Below are 23078 nucleotides of genomic sequence, written 5' to 3'. Positions count from 1 at the left end.
GTTTCGATATATGATTCGGGCGAAGGCTTGGAGGGCTCGATGTGACGACGGCGGAAACCGGGGGAAAGCGGGCGCCGGGGCGGCCGCGAAGCCAGGCGGCGGAGGAGGCGATCCTGAAGGCGGCGCTGGCGCTGTTCCTGGATCATGGCGTCGAGGGCGCCAGCATCGAGCGCATCGCCAAGCGGGCCGGGGTCGGCAAGACCACGATCTACCGCCGCTGGTCGTCCAAGGAGGAGTTGCTGGCCCAGGCGATGGGCCGGGTGCGCGAGAATGCCGAGCGCGACATGGGCGTCACCGATTTCCGCGACTTCGCCGAGATGCCGCTGGGCCGGATGCTGCGGCTGATGATGGAGGCCGGGGCCGAGCTGATGGCGAGCCCGGACAACCGCAAGCTGCTGGCCCGGCTGATCGGCTCGGTGCAGAGCCATCCGCGGCTGATGGCGATCTATTGGGAGACCTATCTGCAGCCGCGGCGCGAGGCCTTCGGGGTGCTGCTCGACCGGGCGCAGGCGCGCGGCGAGCTGCCGGCCTCGGCCGACACCGCGATGCTGCAGGACATGATGGGCGGCGCCATGCTGCACCGCCTCCTGCTCGATCCGGCGCCGCCGACCGCCGAGGATCTGCGCGCCTATCTCGCCCGGCTGCTGCAGCAGCTGGGGCTGACCGAGCCGGCGGAGGGGTAGGAGCTCAGGCCAGGTACTCGCCTGCGGCCAGGACGGTGGCGGCGATGGCCACCGGTCGCTTCGGCTCGCTGGTGGTCCTGATCGTGATCCGCCCCGCCCCGTCGAAGCCGACGCTCGTGCCCGCACCGCCGAGATAATAGGGCCACAGCCCGAGCGTCGCGTTCGACCGGATCAGCGCCTGGTCGGCCGGGCTGAAGATGGCGGTCGAGGCGGATCGGGCATCGATCTCCGCCACCACGCTCAGCCCGGCCAGGAAGCGCGGCATCGTGCCGTCCGGCCCGAAGGTGGCGTCCCAGGTCACGTCGGACCCGCTCGGCCAGGGCGGGCCGCTCCTGGTCGCATGGGCCAGGGCGAGGGCGGAGGACACGTACCAGTCCCCCGGCGTCGGCGCGAAGGACAGGGCATGAGCGAAGGACAGGTCGGCGGAGACGTCGCCGGAGGCGAACTGCGCGCTCGGCCCGCCGGCCGTCGGGCTCTCCGTCCACAACCCCCAGAAGCCGGGCTCGGGCACGGCCGTGCTGGTGAAGGGGAAGGCCAGGGTCGGGGCGGATCTGAGCAGCTTCAGCAGCCCGGCGCAGCCGATGCTCCAGTCGGGCGGGTTCGATCCCCAGGCGGCGAGCCGCCGCTTGGCCGCGGCGATCGGGTCGAGCGGGTTCGTCCCAGCGACCAGGGCGCCGATCAGTGCGGAATAGGCGGTGAAGAACCGGGTGCCGGAGGCGGCGTAGATCGGCGAGCCGAGCGGGATCGCGTCGAACAGCGACCACAGCGCCTGGTCGTCGTCGGTCGGCAGGGGCAGGGCCGGCTGCAGCACGCGGCCCCGCGGGACAGGATGTGCCAGCGCCGCCAGCTCGGCCGCGGCGAAGTGGGCCTGCAATTCGTCGAACGAGGTCATGAAGTCCTTCCCGTCGGGGCTGCTGGCTCGGAGAAAGATTTGAACCGCCGCGGCGTCGTGCCGGACGCCGCGGCGGCCCGTCTTGCTCAGTGCCGCGCGTCAGCGGTCCGGATAGAAGGTGCGGGCCAGCACCTTCGCGGCCGCGGCCTCATGGCCGAGATACACGCCGGCAGACAGCACGTTGCAGCCGATCACGACCGGGGCGTTCGGCTGGCTCGTGATCTTGACCTGCATCTCGCCGGACGAGTCGAAGGAGACGCTGGTGGACGAACTGCTGCCGCCGCCGCTGGCGTAGAACGGCCACAGGCCCCGGCTCGTATTCTGCTGGATCTCGGTCTGCTCGAGCGTGCTGTAGGAGGCCGAGGAGGAGACCGTGATCTCCATCTGGTCCGCGATCAGCAGGTTCACGGCGAAGCGCTGCATGTTGCCCTGCGGCCCGAAGGTCTTGTTCCAGTTGATCGGGTTGGCCGGGTTCCAGGGCGCCGCGTTCGGGCTGTTGTAGGCAAGGCCGAGCGCCGAGGAGCTGTACCAGTCGCCCGGCGTGGCGTTGAAGGGCAGCACATGCGCGAAGCTGGCCGACAGCGACACCGAGCTGGAGGCGAACTTCTGGCTCAGCGTCGATTCCGAGCTACTGCCGCCCCAGAGGCCGAAGAAGCCGCTGTCTGAGCCGCCGGTCCAGGTCTTCGAGACATCGGTGTTCCAGTCGCCGGCCGACACGCTGAAGGCGCGGCTGGGCGCCTTCTTCAGCAGCGCCACCAGCTTCTGGTAGCCCGGCACGAAGGTGACCGATTCGGTGCCCGCCGGCTTGTAGGGCAGGACGTTCATCTGGGCCGCGAAGATCGGGTCCAGCATGGCCGCCGCCAGGGCCGAGGCGCCGGAGACGGCGACGCCCGAGCAGGTGCCGTTGTACAGGGCCCAGTTGCGGAAGTTCATCGGGCCGGGCTTCACGTCGCCGGCCGCCAGCGCCTGCTGATAGGTGTTGAAGCAGGCATCGCCGATGGTGGACTGGAAGTTGTTCGGGGCCGCCTGCAGCGCCGACATCACCGCCTGGTAATCGGCCAGGAACTGGTTGCCGCCCGAAACCGTGGTGTTCTGCGTCAGCGACGCCGGCGGGATGGCGTTGAGGTAGTTCCACAGCAACTCGTCGCCCTCCTGCCCGCCGGCCAGCGGCGGCGACGGCTGGATGAGTTGAAACGGATCGGTGGGCGAATAGCCGAGACCCTGCGCCAGGGCGTTGTAGAAGCCGGCCTGCAGGTCGACGAAATTCTGCGTGTTTGTCATGATGTGTGTCCTATTACAGAGGGATTACAGAAATCGAAGGTAAAAAAGATGAAGGGTATAGTGATCCGATCGATCGAAACTGGTGGGTCTCGATCGGAGTTCTAGAGTTCTCCAGGTCTTCCGGGATGAGTCCGGGCGGCCGGCCGTGATGGCGCAGCTGGACGGCATCATGTCCGGAGAAAGTGGGGTCTTGGTTAGGTCAGACGAAACTCAGGTGTTCATAATATAGTATTCATTGGAAAATCGATTTCGATAGTTCTGCCGAAATCGATGTTAATTCTACATCTGACAGAAAGAGAGTCAATTGATTCTTGATGATGGAAATATTGCTTCTGATTTTAGGTGAATGCTGTGACTGTCTGTTCACAACGCGGCCAGACGCTCCGGCGGGCAAGCCCGACCTTGCCGTCGAGATGTTTCAAGCTTAAACTATCTTCTGTGGAGGATGCGATGGCCGATCAGGGCGGACTGCAGGGCAAGCATGCGCTGGTCACCGGCGGCGGCAGCGGCATCGGTGCCGCGATCGCGGCGGCGCTGACGGCGCGGGGCGCGGCGGTGACCGTGCTGGGCCGGACCGAATCCCGGCTGGCCGAAACCGTCGCGGCCGGCAAGGCCAACGCCTATGCCGTCGCCGACGTCACCAAGCCGGAGCAGCTGGAGGCCGCCGTCGCCCGGTTGGCGTCCCCGATCGACATCCTGGTCAACAATGCCGGGGCGGCGGAAAGCGCGCCCTTCGCCCGCACCGACCGGGCGCTGTGGGACCGGATGATCGGCCTCAACCTCGGCGCGGTGTACGAGGCCACGCGGCTGGTGCTGCCGGGCATGGCCGAGCGCGGCTGGGGCCGGGTGATCAACATCGCCAGCATCGCCGGGCTGACCGGCTTCCCCTATGTCGCCGCCTATTGCGCCGCCAAGCACGGCGTGATCGGGCTGACCCGGGCCCTGGCGCGCGAGGTCGCCGCCAAGGGCGTCACCGTCAACGCCGTCTGCCCCGGCTACACCGACACCGATCTGGTGCAAGGCGCGGTGGCCCGGATCGAGGGCAAGACCGGCCGCAGCCCGGACGAGATCCGCGCCGAGCTGATCCGCGGCAACCCGCAGGGCCGCCTGATCCAGCCGGAGGAGGTGGCGGCCGCTGTCGCCTGGCTGGCCGGCCCGGAGGCGGCGAGCGTCAACGGCATCGCGCTGCCGGTCGCCGGCGGCGAAGTGATGTGAGGTCCCGATGAGCCAGCCCCCCATCGCCCCGCCGCTCTCCGCCTACCAGGCCCGGCACGTCCTGTGGTCGGTCGAGGGCAAGGTGGCGACGATCACCCTGAACCGGCCGGAGCGGAAGAACCCGCTGACCTTCGACAGCTATGCCGAGCTGGTGGCCATCTTCCGGGCGCTGACCGCCGATGACGCCGTGAAGACGGTGGTGGTGACCGGGGCCGGCGGCAATTTCTGCTCCGGCGGCGACGTGTTCGAGATCATCGCGCCGCTGCTCGACCGCGACATGGCCGGGCTGCTGGAGTTCACCCGCATGACCGGCGACCTGGTCAAGGCGATGCGCGACTGCCCGCAGCCGATCGTGGCGGCGGTCGACGGCGTCTGCGCCGGGGCCGGGGCGATCCTGGCCATGGCGTCGGATCTGCGCCTCGGCACGGCGCGCAGCCGCACCGCCTTCCTGTTCACCCGGGTCGGCCTGGCCGGCTGCGACATGGGCGCCTGCGCGATCCTGCCCCGCATCATCGGCCAGGGGAGGGCGTCGGAGCTGCTCTACACCGGCCGCAGCATGGACGGGGCGGAGGCCGAGCGCTGGGGCTTCCTGAACCGGCTGGTCGAGCCCGAGGCGCTGCTGCCGGAGACCACGGCGCTGGCCCGGTCGCTGGCCGACGGCCCGAGCTTTGCCCATGCCATGACCAAGCGGATGCTGCATCAGGAATGGGACATGGGCGTCGACCAGGCGATCGAGGCCGAGGCCCAGGCCCAGGCGGTGTGCATGCAGACCCGCGACTTCCGCCGCGCCTATGAGGCCTTCGCCGCCAAGTCCCGGCCGGTGTTCGAGGGGAACTAGCGATGCCCGACCGCAGCTTCCTCGACTGGCCGTTCTTCGAGGACCGCCACCGCACCCTGGCGGTGGAGCTCGACGCCTGGGCCGGCGCCACGCTGCCCGGGCTGGTCGACCATCACGACGTCGACGGCTCCTGCCGCCGGCTGGTGGCGGCGCTGGGCCGGGACGGCTGGCTGCGCCATGCAGTGCCGGCCAGCCATGGCGGCGCGTCCGACCGGCTGGACGTCCGCAGCCTGTGCCTGATCCGCGAGACCCTGGCCCGGCATGATGGCCTTGCCGATTTCGCCTTCGCCATGCAGGGGCTGGGCACCGGCCCGGTCACCCTGTTCGGCAGCGACGCGCTGAAGGACCGGATCCTGCCGCCGGTCCGCGACGGCCGCGCCATCGCCGCCTTCGCCTTGTCCGAGCCCGAGGCCGGGTCCGACGTCGCCGCCACCGGCACCACGGCGATGCCGGACGGGCCGGATGCGGTGCGGATCGACGGCGAGAAGACCTTCATCTCCAATGGCGGCATCGCCGACCACTATGTCGTCTTCGCCCGCACCGGCGAGGCGCCGGGCGCCCGCGGCCTGTCCGCCTTCCTGGTGCCGGCCACAGCACCCGGCCTGACGGTGGCGGAGCGGATCGAGGTGATCGCGCCGCATCCCTTGGCCACGCTGCGCTTCGCGGGCTGCCGGGTGCCGCTGGCCGACCGGATCGGCGGGGCGGGGGAGGGGTTCAAGGTGGCGATGGCGACGCTGGACGTGTTCCGCTCCACCGTGGGCGCCGCGGCGCTGGGCTTCGCCCGCCGGGCGCTGGACGAGGCGCTGGGCCGGGCCCGCAGCCGCAGGATGTTCGGCGGGGTGCTGGGCGACCTGCAGCTGAGCCAGGCGGCCTTGGCCGAGATGGCGACCGAGATCGATGCGAGCGCGCTGCTGGTCTACCGCGCCGCCTGGACCAAGGACCGAGGTGCCGCTCGGGTCACGCGCGAGGCGGCGATGGCCAAGCTGTACGCCACCGAGGCGGCGCAGCGCGTGATCGACCGGGCGGTGCAGCTGTTCGGCGGCCTCGGCGTCACCCGCGGCGTCAAGGTCGAGGAGCTGTATCGCGAGATCCGCGCCCTGCGCGTCTACGAGGGCGCCACCGAGGTCCAGAAGATCGTCATCGCCCGCCAGCTGCTGGCGGAAACGGAATGACGGCCTAAGAAACGGGAGAGGCGAGATGGAGACGAACAGCGCGCATGTCGACAGCTTCGCCCGCGACAATCTTCCGCCGCGGGAGCAATGGCCGGAGTTCCGCTTCACTTTGCCGGCGCTGCAGTATCCGGCGCGGCTGAACTGCGTCGCCGAACTGTTGGACCGGCACATCGCCGAGGGGCATGGCGGCCGGCCCTGCCTGGTCGCGCCGGGTGTCGAATGGTCCTATGCCGAGCTGCTCGACCGGGTGGACCGGATCGCGCAGGTGCTGGTGCGCGATTTCGGGCTGGTGCCGGGCGACCGCGTGCTGCTGCGCTCGGCCAACAACCCGATGATGGTCGCCAGCTACCTGGCGGCGCTGAAGGCCGGGGCGGTGGTGGTCGCCACCATGCCGCTGCTGCGCGCCAAGGAGCTGGCCTTCATGATCGAGAAGGCCCGCGTGCGGCTGGCGATCTGCGACGCCCGGCTGCTGCCGGACCTGGAGACGGCGCGGACCCAGGCCCCGGTGCTGGAGCACATCGTCGCCTTCGGCGGCGGCACCGAGGCCGATCTCGAGTCGCGGATGGACACGGTGCCGGCCGGGTTCGCGCCGGTCGACACGGCGGCGGAGGACATCTGCCTGATCGGCTTCACCTCCGGCACCACCGGAGTGCCGAAGGGCACGATGCACAACCACCGCGACCTGCTGGCGATCTGCGACGCCTATTCCCGCCAGGTGCTGCAGCCGAACGAGGCCGACCGCTTCATCGGCAGCCCGCCCCTGGCCTTCACCTTCGGGCTCGGCGGGCTGGTGCTGTTCCCGATGCGCGCCGGCGCCTCCACCGTGCTGCTGGAGCGCGCGTCGCCGGCGGAGCTGCTGGACGGCATCGAGCGCTTCCGCCCGACCATCTGCTTCACCGCCCCCACCGCCTACCGCGCCATGCTCGGCCAGCGGCCGGGGCGCGACCTGACCAGCCTGCGCCGCTGCGTCTCGGCCGGCGAGGCGCTGCCGGCCGCCACCTTCGAGGCCTGGCGCGACGCCACCGGCATCGAGATCACCGAGGGCATCGGCGCGACCGAGATGCTGCACATCTTCATCGCCTCCCGCCCCGGCGCGGTGCGGCCGGGATCGACCGGCACGGTGGTGCCGGGCTACGAGGCCAAGATCGTCGACGACGACTTCGCCGAGCTGCCGGCAGGCGGGGCCGGGCGGCTGGCGGTGCGCGGCCCGACCGGCTGCCGCTACCTCGCCGACGACCGCCAGCGCGCCTATGTCCATGACGGCTGGAACCTGACCGGCGACACCTATCGCCGCGACGCCGACGGCTACTTCTGGTACCAGGCGCGGTCGGACGACATGATCGTCTCCGCCGGCTACAACATCGCCGGGCCGGAGGTGGAGAACGCGCTGCTGACCCATCCGGCGGTGCAGGAATGCGGCGTGGTCGGCGTGCCCGACCCGGACCGCGGCCAGATCGTGAAGGCCTATGTCGTGCTGAAGCCCGGCCATGCGGCCGACGCCGCGACCCGCAAGGCGCTGCAGGACCATGTGAAGGCCGAGATCGCGCCCTACAAATACCCCCGGGCGGTCGAGTTCCTGGAGCGGCTGCCGCGCACCGAGACCGGCAAGCTGCAGCGCTTCCAGCTGCGCCGCATGGGCACCGAAGCCCCGGCGCCCAAAACCACGGCGAAGGCGTCATGAGCGAGGCCCGCCGCGCCCCGCTGACCGCCGCCGACCTGCCCGCCGCGGCCTTCGCCGTCCGGCAGCCGATCCGGTTCGAGCATTGCGACACCGCCGGCATCGTCTTCTTCGCCCGCTATTTCACCATGATGCAGGGCGCGGTGGAGGAATGGTTCGCGGCCGAGCTCGGCCTCGACTATGCCGACATCATCCAGCGCCGCCGGGTCGGGCTCGGCTATGTCCGGGCCGAATGCGACTATGTGAAGCCGGCGCGGCTGGGCGACGTGCTCGGCCTGACCCTGCTGGTCGAGCGGGTCGGCCGCAGCTCGATCGGCCTGGCCTTCCACGGCCATCGCAAGGGCGAGCCGATGCTGGTCGGGCGGCTGGTGCTGGTGACCACCAATATCAACGAGGCGGCGTCGATCCCGATCCCGGCGGACATCCGGGACGCGGTGGACTCCTATCAGCGGAGATGCGCGACGTGACGATGATCGATCAGCCGGCCGCCGATGGCCTGGTGACGCTGCAGCCGGAAGGCTGGCCGGCGCCGAAAGGCTATGCCAACGGCATGATGGGGCGCGGGCAGGTGGTCTTCGTTGGCGGCCAGATCGGCTGGGATTCCGAGGGCCGCTTCGCCGACGGCATGGTCGGCCAGATCGCCCAGGCGCTGCGCAACATCCTGGCGGTGCTGGCCGCGGCCGGGGCCGGCCCGCAGCACATCGCCCGGCTGACCTGGTACGTCACCGACATGGAGGCCTACCGTGCCAACCTCAAGCCGCTCGGCCGCGCCTATCGCGAGGTGATGGGCGCGCATTACCCGGCCATGGCGGTGATGCGGGTGGTCGAGCTGGTGGAGCGGGAAGCGCTGGTCGAGATCGAGGCCACCGCCGTGCTGCCGGAGTGAGGCGATGACCGCCCCTCGCTACGACGACCCGGACTGGTGCGAGCGGGAGTACAACCCGCGGGTCACCGTGCCGGACATGGCCGCCGCCTTCGGCCGCTGGCTGGAGACCGCCGCGGCGACGAGGGCGCGGCTGCCGCACCGGGCCGGCATCGCCTATGGCGCGGATCCGCGCGAGACGCTGGACCTGTTCCGGGCCGACCGGCCGCGCGGTGCCGTGGTATTCATCCATGGCGGCTATTGGCGCGCCTCGTCCAAGGACGAGGTGTCCTGGGCGGCGGCGGCGCTGGTGCCGGCCGGTTTCACCACTGTGGTGCTGAACTACCCGCTGTGCCCGCAGACCACGGTCACCGGCATCGCCGAAAGCTGCCGCCGGGCCATCGCCTTCGCCTGGACGACCCTGCTGGGCGAGGCCGAGCGGCGCTGCCTGATCGTCAGCGGCCATTCCGCCGGCGGCTACCTCACGGCAGCGATGCTGGCGACCGACTGGCCAGTGCGCGGCCTGCCCGTGGCGCCATTCGCCGGCGGCCTGTCGATCTCCGGCGTGTTCGACCTGCGGCCGCTGTTGCGCACCAGCATGAACGAGCTGATCCGCCTGACGCCGGAACAGGCCTCGGGCTGGAGCCTGCACGAGACGCCGCAGCCGGTGGTGGGCGCGCCGCTGGAGCTGCTGGTCGGCGGCGACGAGCCGGCGGAGTTCCACCGCCAGTCGGCGCTGATGGCGACGGCCTGGCCGCGCCTGGCCCGCCCGCCGATCGCGGTGCCGGGAAGGCACCATTTCGACGTGGTCGAGCAGATCGGCCATCACGGCACGCCGGTCTTCGACGCCGTGCTGCGGCTGGCGCGTCAGCCTTCGGGCGCCAGCCAGCCGCGGTAGCGGACGATCAGCCCGGTCCAGGGGTGGCGGATCTCGACATGGAAGCGGAACCGGCCATCTGCCGCGGTTTCCCAGGCCTCGCCGCAGGGGGCCAGGGCCAGCGGCAGCGGCAGGCCCAGCAGGGTCCAGCGCCGCACCACCAGGCGCAGCCGGTCGCCCTCCAGGACCAGCGCCAGCCCGACCCGCACCGGCCCGAAGCGTTCCTCCAGCAGCCCCTCGGAGCGGCCACGTCCGGCCTGCTGGGTGCTGGAGAAGGCGCGGCCGGCGAAGCGGCGCTGCCAGGTCTCGACGCCGTCCCGGACCCGGAACGTCACCTCGACCGGCACGTCGGACCCGGCCGCGGGAAAGCCGATCACCGCCGCGACCAGACGCGCCATCAGGCCGGTGCCGCGCTCGACCTCGGCCCGGCCGGCGACCCGCTTGTCGCCGGTCAGGTCATGCATCGCCCGCACCGGTTCCGGCAGCGCGGCCCAGGCCTCGCCCAGCGCGCGGCGGTACAGCGGCTGCCCTGTCGTTTCGGCCGTGACCTCGCGGCAGCCGCTGACGATCGCCCGGCCGGCGAACAGCGGCTGGTAGTCCGCCAGCTCCAGCGCCTCGGTGGCGGCATAGGCCCCGGGCGCGGGGCGCAGGCCCTGCAGCCGGCGCAGGATCACCGCGGCCGCGGCCATCGACGGGATCAGCGGCCCGTCATCGCCCTCGGCCAGCATGTGCCAGGACCGCTCCACCGGCCGCCCGGCGGCGTCGCGGCCCCGGACGATCACGATCATGCCGCCGCGATGCTCGCCCCAGCGCAGCCGGTTGATGGCGGCGTGGAACAGCGGCGCCAGCGGCCGCAGGCTCGGGATCAGCCCGATCCGCGCCAGCCGGGCCAGGGCGTTCAGGCCGCGATGCAGCACCGCCGGCACCGGGCCGGCGCCGATCCAGATCTCGCGCAGCCCCGGCCACAGCGCCGGCAGCAGCCGCAGGTCGGGCACGTCGACCAGCGAGAAGCGGGTGCTGCGCAGCGGCAGCCGGCCCGGCGGCGCGATGGTCCAGCGCCGGGTCTCGACCAGCGCCCGACCGGTCGCGGGCGCGCCGTCGCGGGTCAGCCGCACCTCCTGCCCGGCATAGGAGGCGATGGCCCGGATCACGTTCAGCCCGACCCCGGCATAGGGCGAGGGCGCGATCCCACCCTCGATGCTGTCCACATGGGCCAGGCCGCGGGCGAGGTGCCGGACCACCGCCGCGGTCAGCACCGGGAAGCTGCTGACACCGGACATCACGGCGACGCCGCGGGCCTTGGCGGCATCGTCGAAGCGGCCGATCCCGGCGACGAAATCGGCGCCATCGGCCAGGTCGAAATAGTCGGCGCCGGCGGCGATGCAGGCCTCGACCACGCGGTAGGGCGCGTCGCCATAGGCCTGGAACGGGCCGGTGGCATCGACCGCGATGTCCGCCCCGGCGGCGGCGATCCCGGCGGCTGCGTCGCCGTCGCGGTCGAAGGCCAGCGGCACCGTCTCGGCCGCGCCGCCCAGCGCCCGGCAAAACGCCTCCGCCTTCGCCTGCGACCGGCCGGCGATCACCAGCGTCAGCCGTGGCTCATGGGCCAGCAGCTTCGCCAGCCGGCCGCCGAAGGTGCCGTAGCCGCCCAGGATCAGGACGCGCAGTCGGCCATCGCTCATGTCAGGAAGCGGTCCTCCTGCCCCGGCACCGGCAGCATGCAGCTGTCGCTGCGGCCGAACAGGCGCAGGCGGTTGCGGGCCAGCAGGCCGTACAGCCGCTCGCGCCAGCCGAAGGGCAGGACCAGCAGCGCCGCCACCAGCGACCAGGGGAAGCCGAGGGCCAGCGCGGTCCGGATCACGCTCTCCGACTTCAGCCAGGCGACGCCGTCGGCCAGCAGGATGTTGGTCTCGTAATCCTCCGGGTCGAGCCCGTAATGGACATAGAGCGCGCGGCCGGTCCGGGACTGCGCCGGCAACAGCCGGAACCGCTTCGCGGTGTCGTGCTTCAGGATGAACCGGGCCCAGCCGGAGCACAGCACGCAATGGCCGTCGAAGACGATCACCGGCCGGTCGTCGGCGAAGGCCGGCACCGCCGGATCCTGCCGCCAGCTATAGGGGTCGCGCTTGATCATGCCGCTCCGGCCCGCTGCGTTGCTGCCGGGTGGAAAGGCTAGGACATCGGCCGAGGACGCGCCATGGGGGCGGGCTGCGACGTTTTCGCGGCCGGCTCCTCTTGGGGACCGTCAACGGAGCAGGTCGCCGCCCAGATAGCGGGGAATGGGATAGACGATGCCGTCGGAGCCCTCGGAGTCGATGCCGACATCGGCGTGTTGCCAGAACAGGGCCCGCAGCGAGTCGCGATCTCCGATCGGATCAGGGCCTGCCAGCGCCGCGAACGCATCCGCCGGCAGGAAGACGGCATAGCCGATCGGCAGATATCGGTCAGGCAGTCCCAGCTGTCGGGCCGCGGACCGGATCTGCCCCACCGTAAAGGTTTCGCCGGCCCCATAGTCCTTCCGCAGCCGCGGCCAGACCTCCCGGGCATAGCGCCGGGCGGCGGAGCGGAGCCGGGCGGACTGGAAGACACGCCGAAACATGCCACTATTGTCTCACACTCCGAGGTGGACGGCGAGCGCCTCTGCCGTGGAGTCTGGAACCGGGAAGGCCGCTGATCTTCCCAAGAATGCCTTAAGGGAGGATGCGCATGCCAGGCTCGCTGGCCGATCATCTCCGCCAGATGGCCCGCAACAACGCCTGGGCCAATGCCCGGCTGCATGCCGCCTGCCTCAGGCTGACGCCGGAGGAGTTCGCGGCGCCGCGCACCGGCTTCTACCCGTCGCTGCGGCGGACCCTGAACCACATCCTGATCGTCGACCGCTCCTATCTGGCCGACCTGAAGGGCCCCGGCCGGCGCTATCCGATCGATCCGATCCCCTATCCCGACGCGGTCGACCTGGCCGCGGCCCAGGCCCGGACCGACCGCGATCTGGTGGAATTCTGCGATGACCTCGACGAGGCCGGCCTCGACCGGGTGGTGCCGATCGACCGCCGCGACGGCGTCGCCTATCGCGAGACGGTCAGCGCCATCCTGGCGCATCTGTTCCAGCACCAGATCCATCACCGCGGCCAGGCCCACGCCATGCTGTCCGGCACGCGGGTGGCGCCGCCGCAGCTCGACGAGTTCTTCCTCGCCTCCGACGCGCCGCGGCGGGACACGGAGCTGAAGCGGCTGGGGCTGGAGCGGCGATAGGCCGGGTCAGGCGCTCTCGCCCCGCCCCAGCTGCGCCTCGACCAGCGCCTCGGCGGCCCAGACGATGGCCCGGCCGGGGCCGTCGCGGCCGCCCAGGGTCTGGCTGATCGCATAGGCGCCCTCGACCAGCAGCACCACCCCGTCGGCCAGCGCCTTCGGGTCGGGGGCGCCGAGCGACTCGGCCAGTTGCAGCATCCGGCGGCGCAGCTCGTGCTTGTTGGCCTCGGCCACCCGGCGGCCGGGATGGCTCGGCTCCGGGAACTCGGTGGCGTCGTTGGTGAAGGGGCAGCCGCGATAGCCCGGCGCGGTGGTGCGGTCGGCTAGGTATTCCATCATCGCCCGCAGCTGCGCCCGTGGATCGCCCTCGTGCTTCTCGAACGCCCGGTCCCAGCGCTGCCAGTAAACGGCGTTGCGGTCCTCGAGATAGGCCACCACCAGGTCGTCCTTCGACGGGAAGGCGCGGTACAGGCTGATCTTCGCCACCCCGGCCTCCTTGGCGATCGCGTCGACCCCGACCGCGCGGATGCCCTGGCGGTAGAACAGGTCGTCGGCAGCCGCGAAGATCCGGTCGCGCGCCCGCTTCGGCGCGGCCTCGGGGATCGGGGTGGTGCTCGTCTCCGTCATCGCGAAACCCTTGACATGTAACCGATCGGTTCGTACCTCTTTCCAACCGACGAACCGATCGGTTACATTTGGGCCTGAGCGCGGCCTTTGTCCACCCCGGATCCGGAAAGGGATCATCGATGACCGCCCTTGTCGCGCGCCTGTTGTCAGGCCGAGCGCATTACGGTTGGATCGCCGCGGCGGTCGCCTTCTTCGTCCTGCTCGCCGCCGCCGGCGTCCGGGCCACGCCCAGCGTGCTGATCGTGCCGTTGGAGCAGGCCTTCGGCTGGAGCCGCGACACCATCTCCTTCGCCATCGGCGTGAACATCTTCCTCTACGGCCTGATGGGGCCCTTCGCCGCGGCGGCGATGCAGCGCTTCGGCATCCGCCCGGTGATCATCTTCGCCCTGGCGCTGCTGGCCGCCGCCGTCTCCGGCTCGACCCTGATCACGCAGGAATGGCAGCTGGTGCTGACCTGGGGCATCTTCGTCGGCTTCGGCAGCGGCATCGCCGCGATGGTGTTCGGCGCCACCATCGTCAATCGCTGGTTCCAGGAGCGGCGCGGCCTGGTCATGGGCCTCCTGACCGCCAGCACCGCCACCGGCTCTCTCGTGTTCCTGCCGATCCTGGCCGAGGTGGCGGAGAATTTCGGCTGGAAGCCGGTGGCCTGGGTGGTCGCCGCCGCCGTGGCCGCGATGATCCCGGTGGTGTTCCTGCTGCTGCCGGAACGGCCGCAGGATGTCGGCCTGGGCCGGCTCGGCGAGGCGCCGGGCGCCGCCCCGGCCGCCGCGACCGGCAACCCGATCCTCACTGCCTTCCGCATCCTCGGCCGGGCCTCGAAGAAGCGCGACTTCTGGCTGCTGGCCGGCAGCTTCTTCGTCTGCGGCCTGACCACCAACGGGCTGATCGGCACCCATCTGATCGCCGCCTGTCTCGACCAGGGCATCCCGGTGACCACCGGCGCCTGGCTGCTGGCGGCGATGGGCATCTTCGACCTGATCGGCACCACCGCCTCGGGCTGGCTGTCCGACCGCTACTCCAGCCGCAAGCTGCTGTTCTGGTATTACGGCCTGCGCGGCCTGTCGCTGATCTACCTGCCCTTCTCCGGCTTCAGCTTCTACGGCCTGTCGGTCTTCGCCGTGTTCTACGGGCTCGACTGGATCGCCACCGTGCCGCCGACGCTGAAGCTGACCAACGACGCCTTCGGCAAGGACGACGCGCCGGTGGTGTTCGGCTGGATCGCCGCGTCGCACCAGGTCGGCGCCGCCACCGCGGCCTTCGGCGCCGGCGTGGTCCGCACCGCCATGGACGGCTACCTCCTGGCCTTCCTGGTCGCCGGGGTGATCTGCGTCGCCACCGCCTTCATGGTGCTGGCGATCGGCCGCGGCCAGCGCCCCGCCACCGGCCGGCTGGTCGAAGCGACCGCCTGACCGGCGGCGCCGGCCGCCCGGCTTGCCGGAAGGAACCCGCGGGACGGCACCGGCCGTCCCGCGGCATCGATCAGAACTTGCTGTCCGCGTCGTAGAACTTCGCCACGTTCTCCGCCGTGATGATCGGCGAGGGCAGCACGGTGTCCTTCTCCGATTGGCCGCCGGCCAGGATCGCCATCACCCGCTGGAAGCCGGCGCGGCCGATCTGGTCGGAGGAGTTGAGGCCGGTCGCCGCGTAATTGCTGCCCGGTTTGGCGATCTCGGCCAGGGCGCCCTTTTCGCCGTCGACCGAGGTGATGAAGATCTCGCCGCTTCGGCCGGCGTCGGCGATCGCTTTCTGGGCGCCGAGGCACATCGAGTCGTTCTCGCAGAAGACGGCCTTGATCGCCGATTCCTTGGCCAGCAGGTCCTCCATCTGCTTGAAGCCGCCATCGGCGCTCCAGCCGCCCCAGCCGGGCGCGATGACGGCCTGGACGCCCGTGCCCGCGAATTTGGAGGTCACCCCCTCCGTCCGGCTCGAGCCGATGCTGTTGTCGGCCGGGCCGCCGCGGATGATCGCCACATTGCCCGTTCCGTTCAGGCGCTTGACGATGTAGCTGCCGATGCCTTCGCCGATGGCGCGGTTGTCCGGGCCGACCCAGCTGGTGTATGCGCCGCCCTTGAGCAGCCGGTCGACCATGACCACCGGCACGCCCGCCTGCTGGATCTCCTCGAGCGCCGCCGGCGCCGCCTCGATCCAGGCGCCGGAGATGATGACCGCCTTGACGCCGCGGTTCAGCAGGTCCTCGACATCGGCGGTGAGCTTCGCCGCATCGCCCCCGGCATCGGTCGAGAGGATCTCGACATTGGAGAAATGCTTGGCCTCGTCCTTCACGGCGGCGTCCATGCCGACGAAATAGGAGCAACAGAGCGAGAGGCTCACCATCCCGATCTTGATGGTCTCCGCAGCGGCCGGGCCCGCCGCCAGGGCTGCGGCGGTGAAGGCCGCCGTGCCCGCGATCCGCATTCCCGTCATGATCCTCATTGTCGCGTCTCCCCGTCATGTGATTGCGGCGAGACCGGCGGCGCCGGTCAGGCCTTCTTTCGCCTGGCCAGGACCGCGGCCAGGATGATCAGCCCCTTCAGAAGCTGCTGATAATAGGAATCGACGTTGAAGAGGTTCAGCACGTTGTCGACCACCGCGAGCGCGAGGACTCCGCCGAGAACCCCGAATGCCGTGCCGCCGCCGCCGCCGAGGATGCCGCCGCCGATGACCACGGCGGCGATGGCGTCGAGCTCGTAGCCGACGCCGACGCTGGGCTGGGCGATGCCCAGCCGCGAGGCCAGCAGGACGCCGGCGATGGCTGCGAAGACGCCGCAGGCGACATAGGCGAAGATCAGGTGCTTGCCGACATCGACGCCGGCCAGCCGCACGGCCTCCTTGTTGACGCCGAGGGCGAAGGCGGCCCGGCCCGACACCGTGTGGTTGAGGTAGAACCACACGGCCGGCACCGCGAGGGCGAAGACCAGGAAGGTGACCGGGACAGGGCCGAGGAACGCCCCGCCGATCAGCGACCGGAACAGGTCGTCGGCCGGGTAGCGCGGCGTGTCGGCATAGACATAGGTGAGCCCGCGCAGGCTGCCCATGGTCGCCAGCGTGGCGATGAAGGGCTGCAGGTCGAAACGCGCGACCAGCCACCCGTTCAGCCACCCGACCGCGGCCCCCATGGCGATGGCGACGGCGATCGCGGCCGAGAAGTGCATCTGCGCCTGCAGCCCGGTGGCGAGCAGCCCGGCGAAGGCGAGCACCGAGCCGACCGACAAGTCGATGCCGCCGGTGCGGATCACCATCAGCATGCCGAGGCTGAGGAAGCCGTTGGTGACGATCTGGCGGGAGATGTTGGCGGCGTTGCGCTGGGTCAGGAAGGCGTCAGACGCGACGGCGGCGAACACGACCAGCCCCAGCACGGCGAGCGTGAACAGGACGTCGGCCCGGCGCAGGCGCCGGACCGGTCTCGTCCGGGGGGCAGGCAGGGCTTCGCTCACGACGGACGCTCCGGGCTTGCGGGTCGGGTCGAAAGGCCGGCGGCATGGGCGAAGACCGTCTCGGGCCGGACCGTGTCGGCCGTCAGCTCCGCGGCCAGCCGGCCGCCGCGGATGACGAGCAGGCGGTCGGACAGGCCGAGGACCTCGGGCATTTCCGACGAGATCAGCAGCACCGCCATCCCGTCGGCCGCGAGGCCCCGGATCATCCGATAGATCTCGACCTTGGTGGCGATGTCGACGCCGCGGGTCGGCTCGTCGAAGATGAAGAGCTCGGTGGTCTCGGCCAGAAGCCATTTGGCGAGCACCACCTTCTGCTGGTTCCCGCCGGAGAGCTGCCGGACCGGACGGCCGGTGTCCTTCGGCCGGATCGACAGCTCGCCGATCTTGGCCTCCACCAGCGCCCGGCGCTTGGCGCCGTCGATCACGCCATGGCGGGAATAGCGGGCGAAGCTCGCGAGCCCCGCATTGTCGAGGACGCTGGCATCGAGCGCCAGGCCATCGCCCTTGCGGTCCTCGGTCAGCATGGCGATGCCGCCGCGCACTGCGGCCGCGGGCGTGGCGAAGCCCGCCTTCGCCCCTTTGAACCGGATCTCGCCGGTGTCGGCCGGCACCGCCCCGAAGATCGCCTTGGCGATCTCGGTGCGGCCGCTGCCCACCAGCCCGAACATGCCGACGACCTCTCCGGCGCGGATCGCGAAGCTGATGTCCTCGAAGGCGCCCTTGCGGCCCAGGCCTTCGATCTCGATCACGATGTCGCCGGGGCGCCCGGCCTTCTCCGGGAACACCGTCGACAGCGGCCGGCCGACCATCGCCTGGACCAGGCGCGGCTGGTCCAGCCCGGACGCGGCGCCCGCCAGCACGGTCCGGCCGTCCTTCAGCACCACGATCTCGTCGGCGATGGTGAAGACCTCCTCCAGCCGGTGCGAGATGTAGAGCACGCTGGTGCCGCGGGCAGCCAGGCTGCGGACCGTGTCGAACAGCCGCGCGGTCTCCGATGCCGACAGGACCGCCGTCGGCTCGTCGAGGATCAGGATGCGCGGCTCGGCGACCAGCGCCTTGGCGATCTCCACGATCTGCTGCTGCGCCACCGACAGGGCCCGCACCAGGGCGCCCGGATCGATTCCGGGAAAGCCGAAATCGGCCAGCACGCGGCCGGCGATGCGCCGTGCCTCGGCCCAGTCGACGACGAAGGAGAAGGCCCGAATCGGCATCCGGCCGAGCAGGATGTTCTCGGCGACGCTGAGATGCGGCAGCAGGCTCAGCTCCTGGTGCACGGTGCGGATGCCCAGCGCCATCGCGTCGGCCGGGCTGGTGATCCGCACCGGCCGGCCGTCGAGGAGGATCTCGCCGCTGTCGGGCAGGGTGGCGCCGGACAGCATCTTCATCAGCGTCGACTTGCCGGCGCCGTTTTCGCCGCACAGCGCCAGCACCCGGCCGGGGCCGAGCGACAGGGAGATGTCGCGGACCGCCGGGTTGCCGTCGTAGCTCTTGGCGATGTGATGGACGGCGAGATGGGGCATCAGTTCGCCGGCCCGAAGATCTCGTGCAGCAGCAGGGTCTTCACCTTGGTCATCTGCTCGAGCGTGTCGTGGATGCCCTCGCGGCCGTTGCCGCTCCCTTTGTTGCCGCCGAAGGGCAGAGTCTCCACCCGCACCGCGGTGGTGTGGTTGACCACGACGGTGCCGACGTCGAGCACCTCATAGGCCCGCATCACGCGGCGGAGATCGCGGGTGAAGATGGCGGCCTGCAGGCCGAACGGGCTGTCATTGGCGAGCGTCAGCGCCGTCTCGAAATCATCATAGGGGATCAGCGGCAGCACCGGGCCGAAGGTCTCCTCGGCGAAGGCCGGCGTGCCGGGCGAGACGCCGATCAGGACGGTCGGCTCGAAGAAGCTGCCGCGCCGCGCCCCGCCGGCCAGCACGGTCGCGCCGTCGGCGACGGCCTGGTTCACCTGCGCCTCGACGCGCTCGGCGCTCCGCCGGTTGATCAGCGGCCCGACATCGGTCGACGGGTCCATCGGGTCGCCGAGCCGCAGCCGCTTTGCCCCGGCCACGACCGCCTCGAGCAGCGGCGCGTGGATCGACCGGTGGACCAGCACGCGCTTCACCGCGCAGCAGATCTGCCCGTTGCCGGAGGTGAAGCGGCCCCGGATCAGCGCGTCGGCGGTGTCGGCGACGTCGGCGTCGTCGCAGATGATGGTGGCGTCGTTGCCGCCGAGCTCGAGATGGACCTTCTTCAGCGTCGGCGCCGCCACTTCGAGGATGCGCCTGCCGGCGGCGGTGCTGCCGGTCATCGCCACCAGCTGGACGCCATCGGACCGCACCAGCGCCTCGCCGACGTCGCGCCCCCCGGTCAGCACCTGATGGGCGCCCCGCGGCAGGCCGGCCTCTTCGAGATAGCGGCTGATCTCGAGGACGGCGAGCGGGCAGTCCTCCGGCGTCTTGGTGATCACCGCGTTGCCGGCGGCGAGACCGCCGGCGACCTTGTGGCTCCACAGCTCGACCGGATAGTTGAAGGGGACGATCGCGGCCACGACGCCGAGGGGCTGGCGCAGGGTGATGGCGAGCGACCTTTCCCGGCCCGGGATGGCGTCGAGCGGGACGGACTTCCCGAAGATGCGCTTGGCCTCCTCGGCATAGCCGCGGAAGATGCGGGCGGCGACCCCGACCTCGCCGGTCGTCTCGCCGATCCGCTTGCCGTTTTCCCGGCACAGCAGCCGGCCGAGCTCGACCTGATGGGCCTCGATCCGCCGCGCGACCGACTCCAAGATCTCGAAACGCCGGTGGGACGGCAGGCGGGCCATGGCGTCCCGGCCCTGCTGGGCGGCGGCGACGGCCCGCGCCACATCGGCGGCGGTGGCGCGCGGAACGGTGGCGATTTCCTCGTCGGTGGCGGGGTTCAGGATGGGATCGACCGCCCCGTCCGACGCACCCGTCCAGCCGCCATCGATCAGCATGTCCATGCCTACCTCCCTGCCGGCGCCGCCGCTCTCCAGCGGTGTCCCTGGTTGTCCGTGAGGTAGATCAAAATTTGAATGCGGTCAACGATATATGAAATTGCGGTCGAGTTCATACAGCTATATACGAGTATTGAACATCCGGACGGACCTGGACGGGAATGGGTGAAGCGGATTCGAACATCAGCGCCACGGCGTTGAAGGCGCTCGCCGTGCTCGACTTCATGGGCGAGCAGCGGCGCCCGGTGACGGTGAACGAGGCGGCGGAAGGCATCGGGGCGGACCGGGCGACGGTCTACCGGATGCTGATGACGCTGGTGCAGGCCGGCTACGTGGCGCGGGACAGCGTGTCCAAGCACTACCGGCTCAGCTTCAAGATCCTCTCGCTGGCGCGGCATCTGGTCGGCGAGGACGAGCGCGCCGGGCACATCCTGGCGTGCCTGCGGCGGATCTCCGAAGAGACCAGCGAGACCGTGCATTTCTCGATGCTGGACCGCGACGCCGCCGTCCTGGTGTTCCGGGCCAAGGGCGTCCAGCGGGTGACGGTCGACTTCCAGATCGGCGACCGCTCCGCCTTGCCCTGCACCTCGATCGGCAAGGTGCTGCTGGCCTATCAGGACCTCCGGGCGACCGAGGCGATCATCGCCGCCGGCCTGCCGAAGGTGGCGCCGAAGACGATCACCGACCCGGACGCCTTCCGGCGGGAGCTGGCGCTGGTCCGGGCCCAGGGCTACGCCTATGATGATCTCGAATTCGCGCCCGACATGCGCTGCGTCGCGGTGCCGGTCTTCGAGAATGGCGGGGCCGTGCCCGGCGGCATCGCCATTTCCGGGCCCAGCAGCCGCTTCGATCTCGACCGGCTCGACGCCCTGCGGATCGTGGCCGTGCGCGAGGCGGCGGCGCTGTCGCGGACGCTGGGCGGCCTGCCCTGACCAGCGCGCGGCGCGCCGCGAGACCCTGCCGCGGCCGTCACGGGGGTGGTCATCGGCGCAAGCCCGCGGCAGTCTCTCCGGCACCGAATCGCGATCCCGGAGAGGCTTTCATGGCGGACAACTGCGCCCAGGCGATCATCGACGCCTTCACCCGCAGCGGCGTGGACACCGCCTTCGGCATTCCCGGCGTGCACACGCTCGAGCTGTACCGCGCGCTCGGCCGCAACGGGCTGCGCCATGTCGCCGTGCGGCACGAGCAGGGCGCCGCCTTCATGGCAGACGGCCATGCCCGGGCCAGCGGCCGGCCGGCGATCTGCGTGCTGATCACCGGCCCCGGCCTGCTCAACGCCGCCACCGGCATCGGCCAGGCCTATTCCGACAGCGTGCCGATGGTGGTGCTGTCCACCGTCAACGCCCGCCCCGATCTCGGCCTCGGCCGCGGCGAGCTGCACGAGATGCGCAACCAGCGCCTGGCGATGGAGGGGCTGGTCGCCTCCGCCCTCACCGTGGTCGACCCGTCCCAGGCCCGCGCCGTGGCCGATCTCAGCCTGGCCCGGATGACGCTGGGCCGGCCGCGGCCGGTCTATATCGAGCTGCCGCTCGACATCGCCACCGCCGAGGCGCCCGCGGATGCCGGCGCGCTGCCGCCGCTGCTGCCGCCGGCCCCGAACCCGGCGGCGCTGGCGCAGGCGGCCGGGCTTCTGCGCGGGGCGAAGCGGCCGCTGATCCTGCTCGGCGGCGGCGCCGTCGGGGCCTCTGCTGCCGCCCGGCGTCTGGCCGGGAGCCTGGGCGCGGTCGTCGCCTGCTCGATCGCCGGCAAGGGCATCGTGCCGGATGACGGACCGCATTCGATCGGCGCCCGCATCGGCACGGCGGAAGGGCAACGGCTGGTCGCCGAAGCCGATGTCGTGCTGGCGGTCGGTACCGAGCTGTCGATGACCGACCGCTGGTCGCCGCTGCGCTTCCAGGGCTCGCTGATCCGGGTCGACCTCGACCCCGACGTGCTGGTGCGCGATCACCGGCCCGCGGTGCCGCTGCTCTGCGACGCCGGGCTGGCGCTGGAGGGGCTGGCGGCGGCCCTGTCCGACCTGCGCGGCCGTGCCGTCTGGGCCGGCGACCTGGCCGCGGTGCGCGATGCCGCCGACGCGGCCGAGTTCGGCGACAAGCCCGGCCACCTCGCGTTCCTGGCGACGCTGCGCGATGCGCTGCCGGACGATGCGGTGGTGGCCACCGACATGACCCAGATCGCCTACACCGCCAATGTCGTGTTCCCGGCGCGGCAGCCGCGCGGCTGGCTGCACCCGGTCGGCTTCGGCACGCTGGGCTACGCCCTGCCGGCGGCGATCGGGGCCAAGCTGGCGCGGCCGGGGGCGCAGGTGGTGGCGCTGGCCGGCGATTACGGCATCGGCTTCACCTGCCAGGAGCTCGGCACCGCCGCCGATCTCGGCCTCGGCCTGCCGGTCGTGGTCTGGAACAACCGCGGCCTCGGCCAGATCGCCTATGGCATGGACAAGGCGGGGATCGACCGGCTGGGCGTCGACATCGACCCGCCGGCCTTCGACGCCATGGCCGCCACCTATGGCTGCGGCTACGCCGCGGTCGACGACCCGCGCCACCTGCCGCAGCGCCTGGCCGCCGCCTTCGACGACAGCAAGCCGACCCTGATCGAGGTCGCGGCGGCCTAGGAACCACCCTTCGCCGCCGGCCATTGCCTGAGTGGATGGTGCGCGTCCCGCGGCCGTCCTCTCAGGATGGAGAGTGGCATGACCGAACGTCTCGACGGACGCAGGATCGCCGTGCTCGTCGCCAACGGCTTCGAGCAGGTGGAGATGACCGAGCCGGTCAAGGCCCTGAAGCAGGCCGGCGCCAGGGTCGACATCGTCAGCCCGGAAGCCGCGCAGGTGACCGGCCACAAGCATCTCGACAAGGGCGACAGCTTCCCGGTCGACGTGCCGCTCGATCAGGCCGCGTCCGACGGCTATGACGGCCTCCTGATCCCGGGCGGCGTGCACAGCCCGGACCGGCTGCGCACCGACAAGAAGGCGCTCAGCTTCGTCCGCGGCTTCTTCGAGGCCGGCAAGCCGGTGGCGGCGATCTGCCATGGGCCGCAGCTGCTGATCAGCGCCGGGGTGGTCGAGGGCTGCGAGATGACCGGGTACAAGGCGATCCAGATCGACCTGCGCAACGCCGGCGCCACGGTCTATGACCGCGAGGTGGTGGTCGACCAGGGCGTGGTCACCAGCCGGTCGCCGGACGACCTCCCGGCCTTCAACGCCAGGATGATCGAGGAATTCGCCGAGGGCGAGCACAGCGGCCGGATGGCGGGCTGACGCTTACCTCTGCCGTTCGCGGCGTAGGGCGGCGAGGCGCGCCGCCCTACGC

23 protein-coding genes are annotated in these 23078 nt (G+C 71.1%); 13 read left to right on the top strand and 10 right to left on the bottom strand.

The genetic code is table 11. The features are described from left to right. Positions 1-41: 41 nt before the first annotated feature. On the top strand, positions 42-683 hold the full coding sequence (locus ACTOWL_RS05875; RefSeq protein WP_441320263.1) for a TetR/AcrR family transcriptional regulator: 642 nt from the start codon (positions 42-44) through the stop codon (positions 681-683). Between the two features lie 4 nt (positions 684-687). Here ACTOWL_RS05875 and ACTOWL_RS05870 read toward each other — a convergent pair whose 3' ends face one another. Then, positions 688-1575: a hypothetical protein gene (locus tag ACTOWL_RS05870; RefSeq protein WP_441320262.1), complete on the bottom strand. Its 888-nt coding sequence runs from the start codon at positions 1573-1575 to the stop codon at positions 688-690. Between the two features lie 99 nt (positions 1576-1674). Continuing rightward, the gene (locus ACTOWL_RS05865; RefSeq protein WP_441320261.1) at positions 1675-2856 is read right to left on the bottom strand and encodes a hypothetical protein; all 1182 of its coding nucleotides are present in this window, start codon (positions 2854-2856) and stop codon (positions 1675-1677) included. Between the two features lie 450 nt (positions 2857-3306). Between ACTOWL_RS05865 and ACTOWL_RS05860 the strand changes: the two genes are divergently transcribed. From ACTOWL_RS05860 to ACTOWL_RS05830, 7 genes are read left to right on the top strand one after another with little or no spacing between them, the layout of a single operon-like run. Then, entirely contained in the window at positions 3307-4071 is a 765-nt protein-coding gene (locus ACTOWL_RS05860; protein ID WP_441320260.1) for an SDR family NAD(P)-dependent oxidoreductase, read from the top strand. 7 nt (positions 4072-4078) lie between these two features. Beyond that, positions 4079-4909 carry an enoyl-CoA hydratase family protein gene (locus tag ACTOWL_RS05855; protein ID WP_441320259.1) on the top strand — a complete coding sequence of 277 codons (831 nt, stop codon included), beginning with the start codon at positions 4079-4081 and terminating at the stop codon, positions 4907-4909. A 2-nt stretch (positions 4910-4911) separates the two neighbouring features. Continuing rightward, the gene (locus tag ACTOWL_RS05850; protein WP_441320258.1) at positions 4912-6081 is read left to right on the top strand and encodes an acyl-CoA dehydrogenase family protein; all 1170 of its coding nucleotides are present in this window, start codon (positions 4912-4914) and stop codon (positions 6079-6081) included. Positions 6082-6106: 25 nt separating this feature from the next. Next, positions 6107-7762, top strand: coding sequence for a benzoate-CoA ligase family protein (locus tag ACTOWL_RS05845; protein ID WP_441320257.1), 1656 nt, complete (start codon positions 6107-6109; stop codon positions 7760-7762). Continuing rightward, entirely contained in the window at positions 7759-8226 is a 468-nt protein-coding gene (locus tag ACTOWL_RS05840; protein ID WP_441320256.1) for an acyl-CoA thioesterase, read from the top strand. Before ACTOWL_RS05845 ends, ACTOWL_RS05840 begins: the two co-directional genes overlap by 4 nt. Before the next feature lie 2 nt (positions 8227-8228). After that, positions 8229-8645 carry a RidA family protein gene (locus tag ACTOWL_RS05835; protein WP_441320364.1) on the top strand — a complete coding sequence of 139 codons (417 nt, stop codon included), beginning with the start codon at positions 8229-8231 and terminating at the stop codon, positions 8643-8645. Between the two features lie 4 nt (positions 8646-8649). Next, positions 8650-9519: an alpha/beta hydrolase gene (locus ACTOWL_RS05830; protein ID WP_441320255.1), complete on the top strand. Its 870-nt coding sequence runs from the start codon at positions 8650-8652 to the stop codon at positions 9517-9519. Here ACTOWL_RS05830 and ACTOWL_RS05825 read toward each other — a convergent pair. The 3 genes from ACTOWL_RS05825 to ACTOWL_RS05815 form a co-directional block, all read right to left on the bottom strand. Further along, complete coding sequence (locus ACTOWL_RS05825; RefSeq protein ID WP_441320254.1) at positions 9489-11180, bottom strand: DUF4166 domain-containing protein; 1692 nt, start codon at positions 11178-11180, stop codon at positions 9489-9491. The two genes, ACTOWL_RS05830 and ACTOWL_RS05825, sit on opposite strands and share 31 nt — an antisense overlap. Continuing rightward, entirely contained in the window at positions 11177-11632 is a 456-nt protein-coding gene (locus ACTOWL_RS05820) for a thiol-disulfide oxidoreductase DCC family protein (protein WP_441320253.1), read from the bottom strand. The genes ACTOWL_RS05825 and ACTOWL_RS05820 overlap by 4 nt, the downstream gene beginning before the upstream one ends. Before the next feature lie 111 nt (positions 11633-11743). Beyond that, a complete protein-coding gene (locus ACTOWL_RS05815; RefSeq protein ID WP_441320252.1) occupies positions 11744-12097 on the bottom strand; it encodes a DUF6559 family protein in 354 nt (117 codons plus the stop codon). Between the two features lie 107 nt (positions 12098-12204). On the opposite strand from ACTOWL_RS05815, the gene ACTOWL_RS05810 reads away from it, so the two are divergent. Further along, positions 12205-12750: a DinB family protein gene (locus ACTOWL_RS05810; RefSeq protein WP_441320251.1), complete on the top strand. Its 546-nt coding sequence runs from the start codon at positions 12205-12207 to the stop codon at positions 12748-12750. Between the two features lie 6 nt (positions 12751-12756). Here the strand turns inward: ACTOWL_RS05810 and ACTOWL_RS05805 are convergent, their stop codons facing one another. Continuing rightward, positions 12757-13374 (bottom strand): TetR/AcrR family transcriptional regulator, encoded by a 618-nt coding sequence (locus ACTOWL_RS05805; protein WP_441320250.1) that lies wholly within the window; start codon positions 13372-13374, stop codon positions 12757-12759. A 119-nt stretch (positions 13375-13493) separates the two neighbouring features. Here ACTOWL_RS05805 and ACTOWL_RS05800 point away from each other — a divergent pair, with 119 nt between their 5' ends. Next, positions 13494-14783, top strand: a complete 1290-nt coding sequence (locus ACTOWL_RS05800) for an MFS transporter (protein ID WP_441320249.1) — start codon at positions 13494-13496, stop codon at positions 14781-14783. A gap of 70 nt (positions 14784-14853) precedes the next feature. On the opposite strand, the gene ACTOWL_RS05795 is transcribed toward ACTOWL_RS05800, so the two are convergent. The 4 genes from ACTOWL_RS05795 to ACTOWL_RS05780 are packed head-to-tail and all read right to left on the bottom strand — an operon-like array spanning position 14854 to position 19770. Continuing rightward, positions 14854-15807, bottom strand: a complete 954-nt coding sequence (locus ACTOWL_RS05795; RefSeq protein ID WP_441320248.1) for a substrate-binding domain-containing protein — start codon at positions 15805-15807, stop codon at positions 14854-14856. 47 nt (positions 15808-15854) lie between these two features. Continuing rightward, positions 15855-16808 carry an ABC transporter permease gene (locus tag ACTOWL_RS05790; protein ID WP_441320247.1) on the bottom strand — a complete coding sequence of 318 codons (954 nt, stop codon included), beginning with the start codon at positions 16806-16808 and terminating at the stop codon, positions 15855-15857. Then, positions 16805-18328, bottom strand: a complete 1524-nt coding sequence (locus ACTOWL_RS05785) for a sugar ABC transporter ATP-binding protein (RefSeq protein WP_441320246.1) — start codon at positions 18326-18328, stop codon at positions 16805-16807. Before ACTOWL_RS05785 ends, ACTOWL_RS05790 begins: the two co-directional genes overlap by 4 nt. Next, positions 18328-19770, bottom strand: a complete 1443-nt coding sequence (locus ACTOWL_RS05780; protein ID WP_441320245.1) for an aldehyde dehydrogenase family protein — start codon at positions 19768-19770, stop codon at positions 18328-18330. The genes ACTOWL_RS05785 and ACTOWL_RS05780 overlap by 1 nt, the downstream gene beginning before the upstream one ends. 155 nt (positions 19771-19925) lie before the next feature. Between ACTOWL_RS05780 and ACTOWL_RS05775 the strand changes: the two genes are divergently transcribed. The 3 genes from ACTOWL_RS05775 to ACTOWL_RS05765 all read left to right on the top strand — a co-directional run bounded on the left by ACTOWL_RS05775 (position 19926) and on the right by ACTOWL_RS05765 (position 23026). Continuing rightward, the gene (locus ACTOWL_RS05775) at positions 19926-20696 is read left to right on the top strand and encodes an IclR family transcriptional regulator (RefSeq protein ID WP_441320244.1); all 771 of its coding nucleotides are present in this window, start codon (positions 19926-19928) and stop codon (positions 20694-20696) included. Positions 20697-20806: 110 nt separating this feature from the next. Further along, on the top strand, positions 20807-22381 hold the full coding sequence (locus ACTOWL_RS05770) for a 5-guanidino-2-oxopentanoate decarboxylase (protein ID WP_441320243.1): 1575 nt from the start codon (positions 20807-20809) through the stop codon (positions 22379-22381). Positions 22382-22459: 78 nt separating this feature from the next. Further along, positions 22460-23026, top strand: a complete 567-nt coding sequence (locus tag ACTOWL_RS05765) for a type 1 glutamine amidotransferase domain-containing protein (RefSeq protein WP_441320242.1) — start codon at positions 22460-22462, stop codon at positions 23024-23026. Positions 23027-23078: the final 52 nt, after the last annotated feature.

Origin of the sequence: Inquilinus sp. CA228 (assembly GCF_052078665.1) — a bacterium.
In the GTDB taxonomy this organism is placed as follows: domain Bacteria; phylum Pseudomonadota; class Alphaproteobacteria; order DSM-16000; family Inquilinaceae; genus Inquilinus.
The sequence above is the reverse complement of the archived record's forward strand: the minus strand, read 5'-3'. Positions and strand labels throughout refer to the sequence as shown.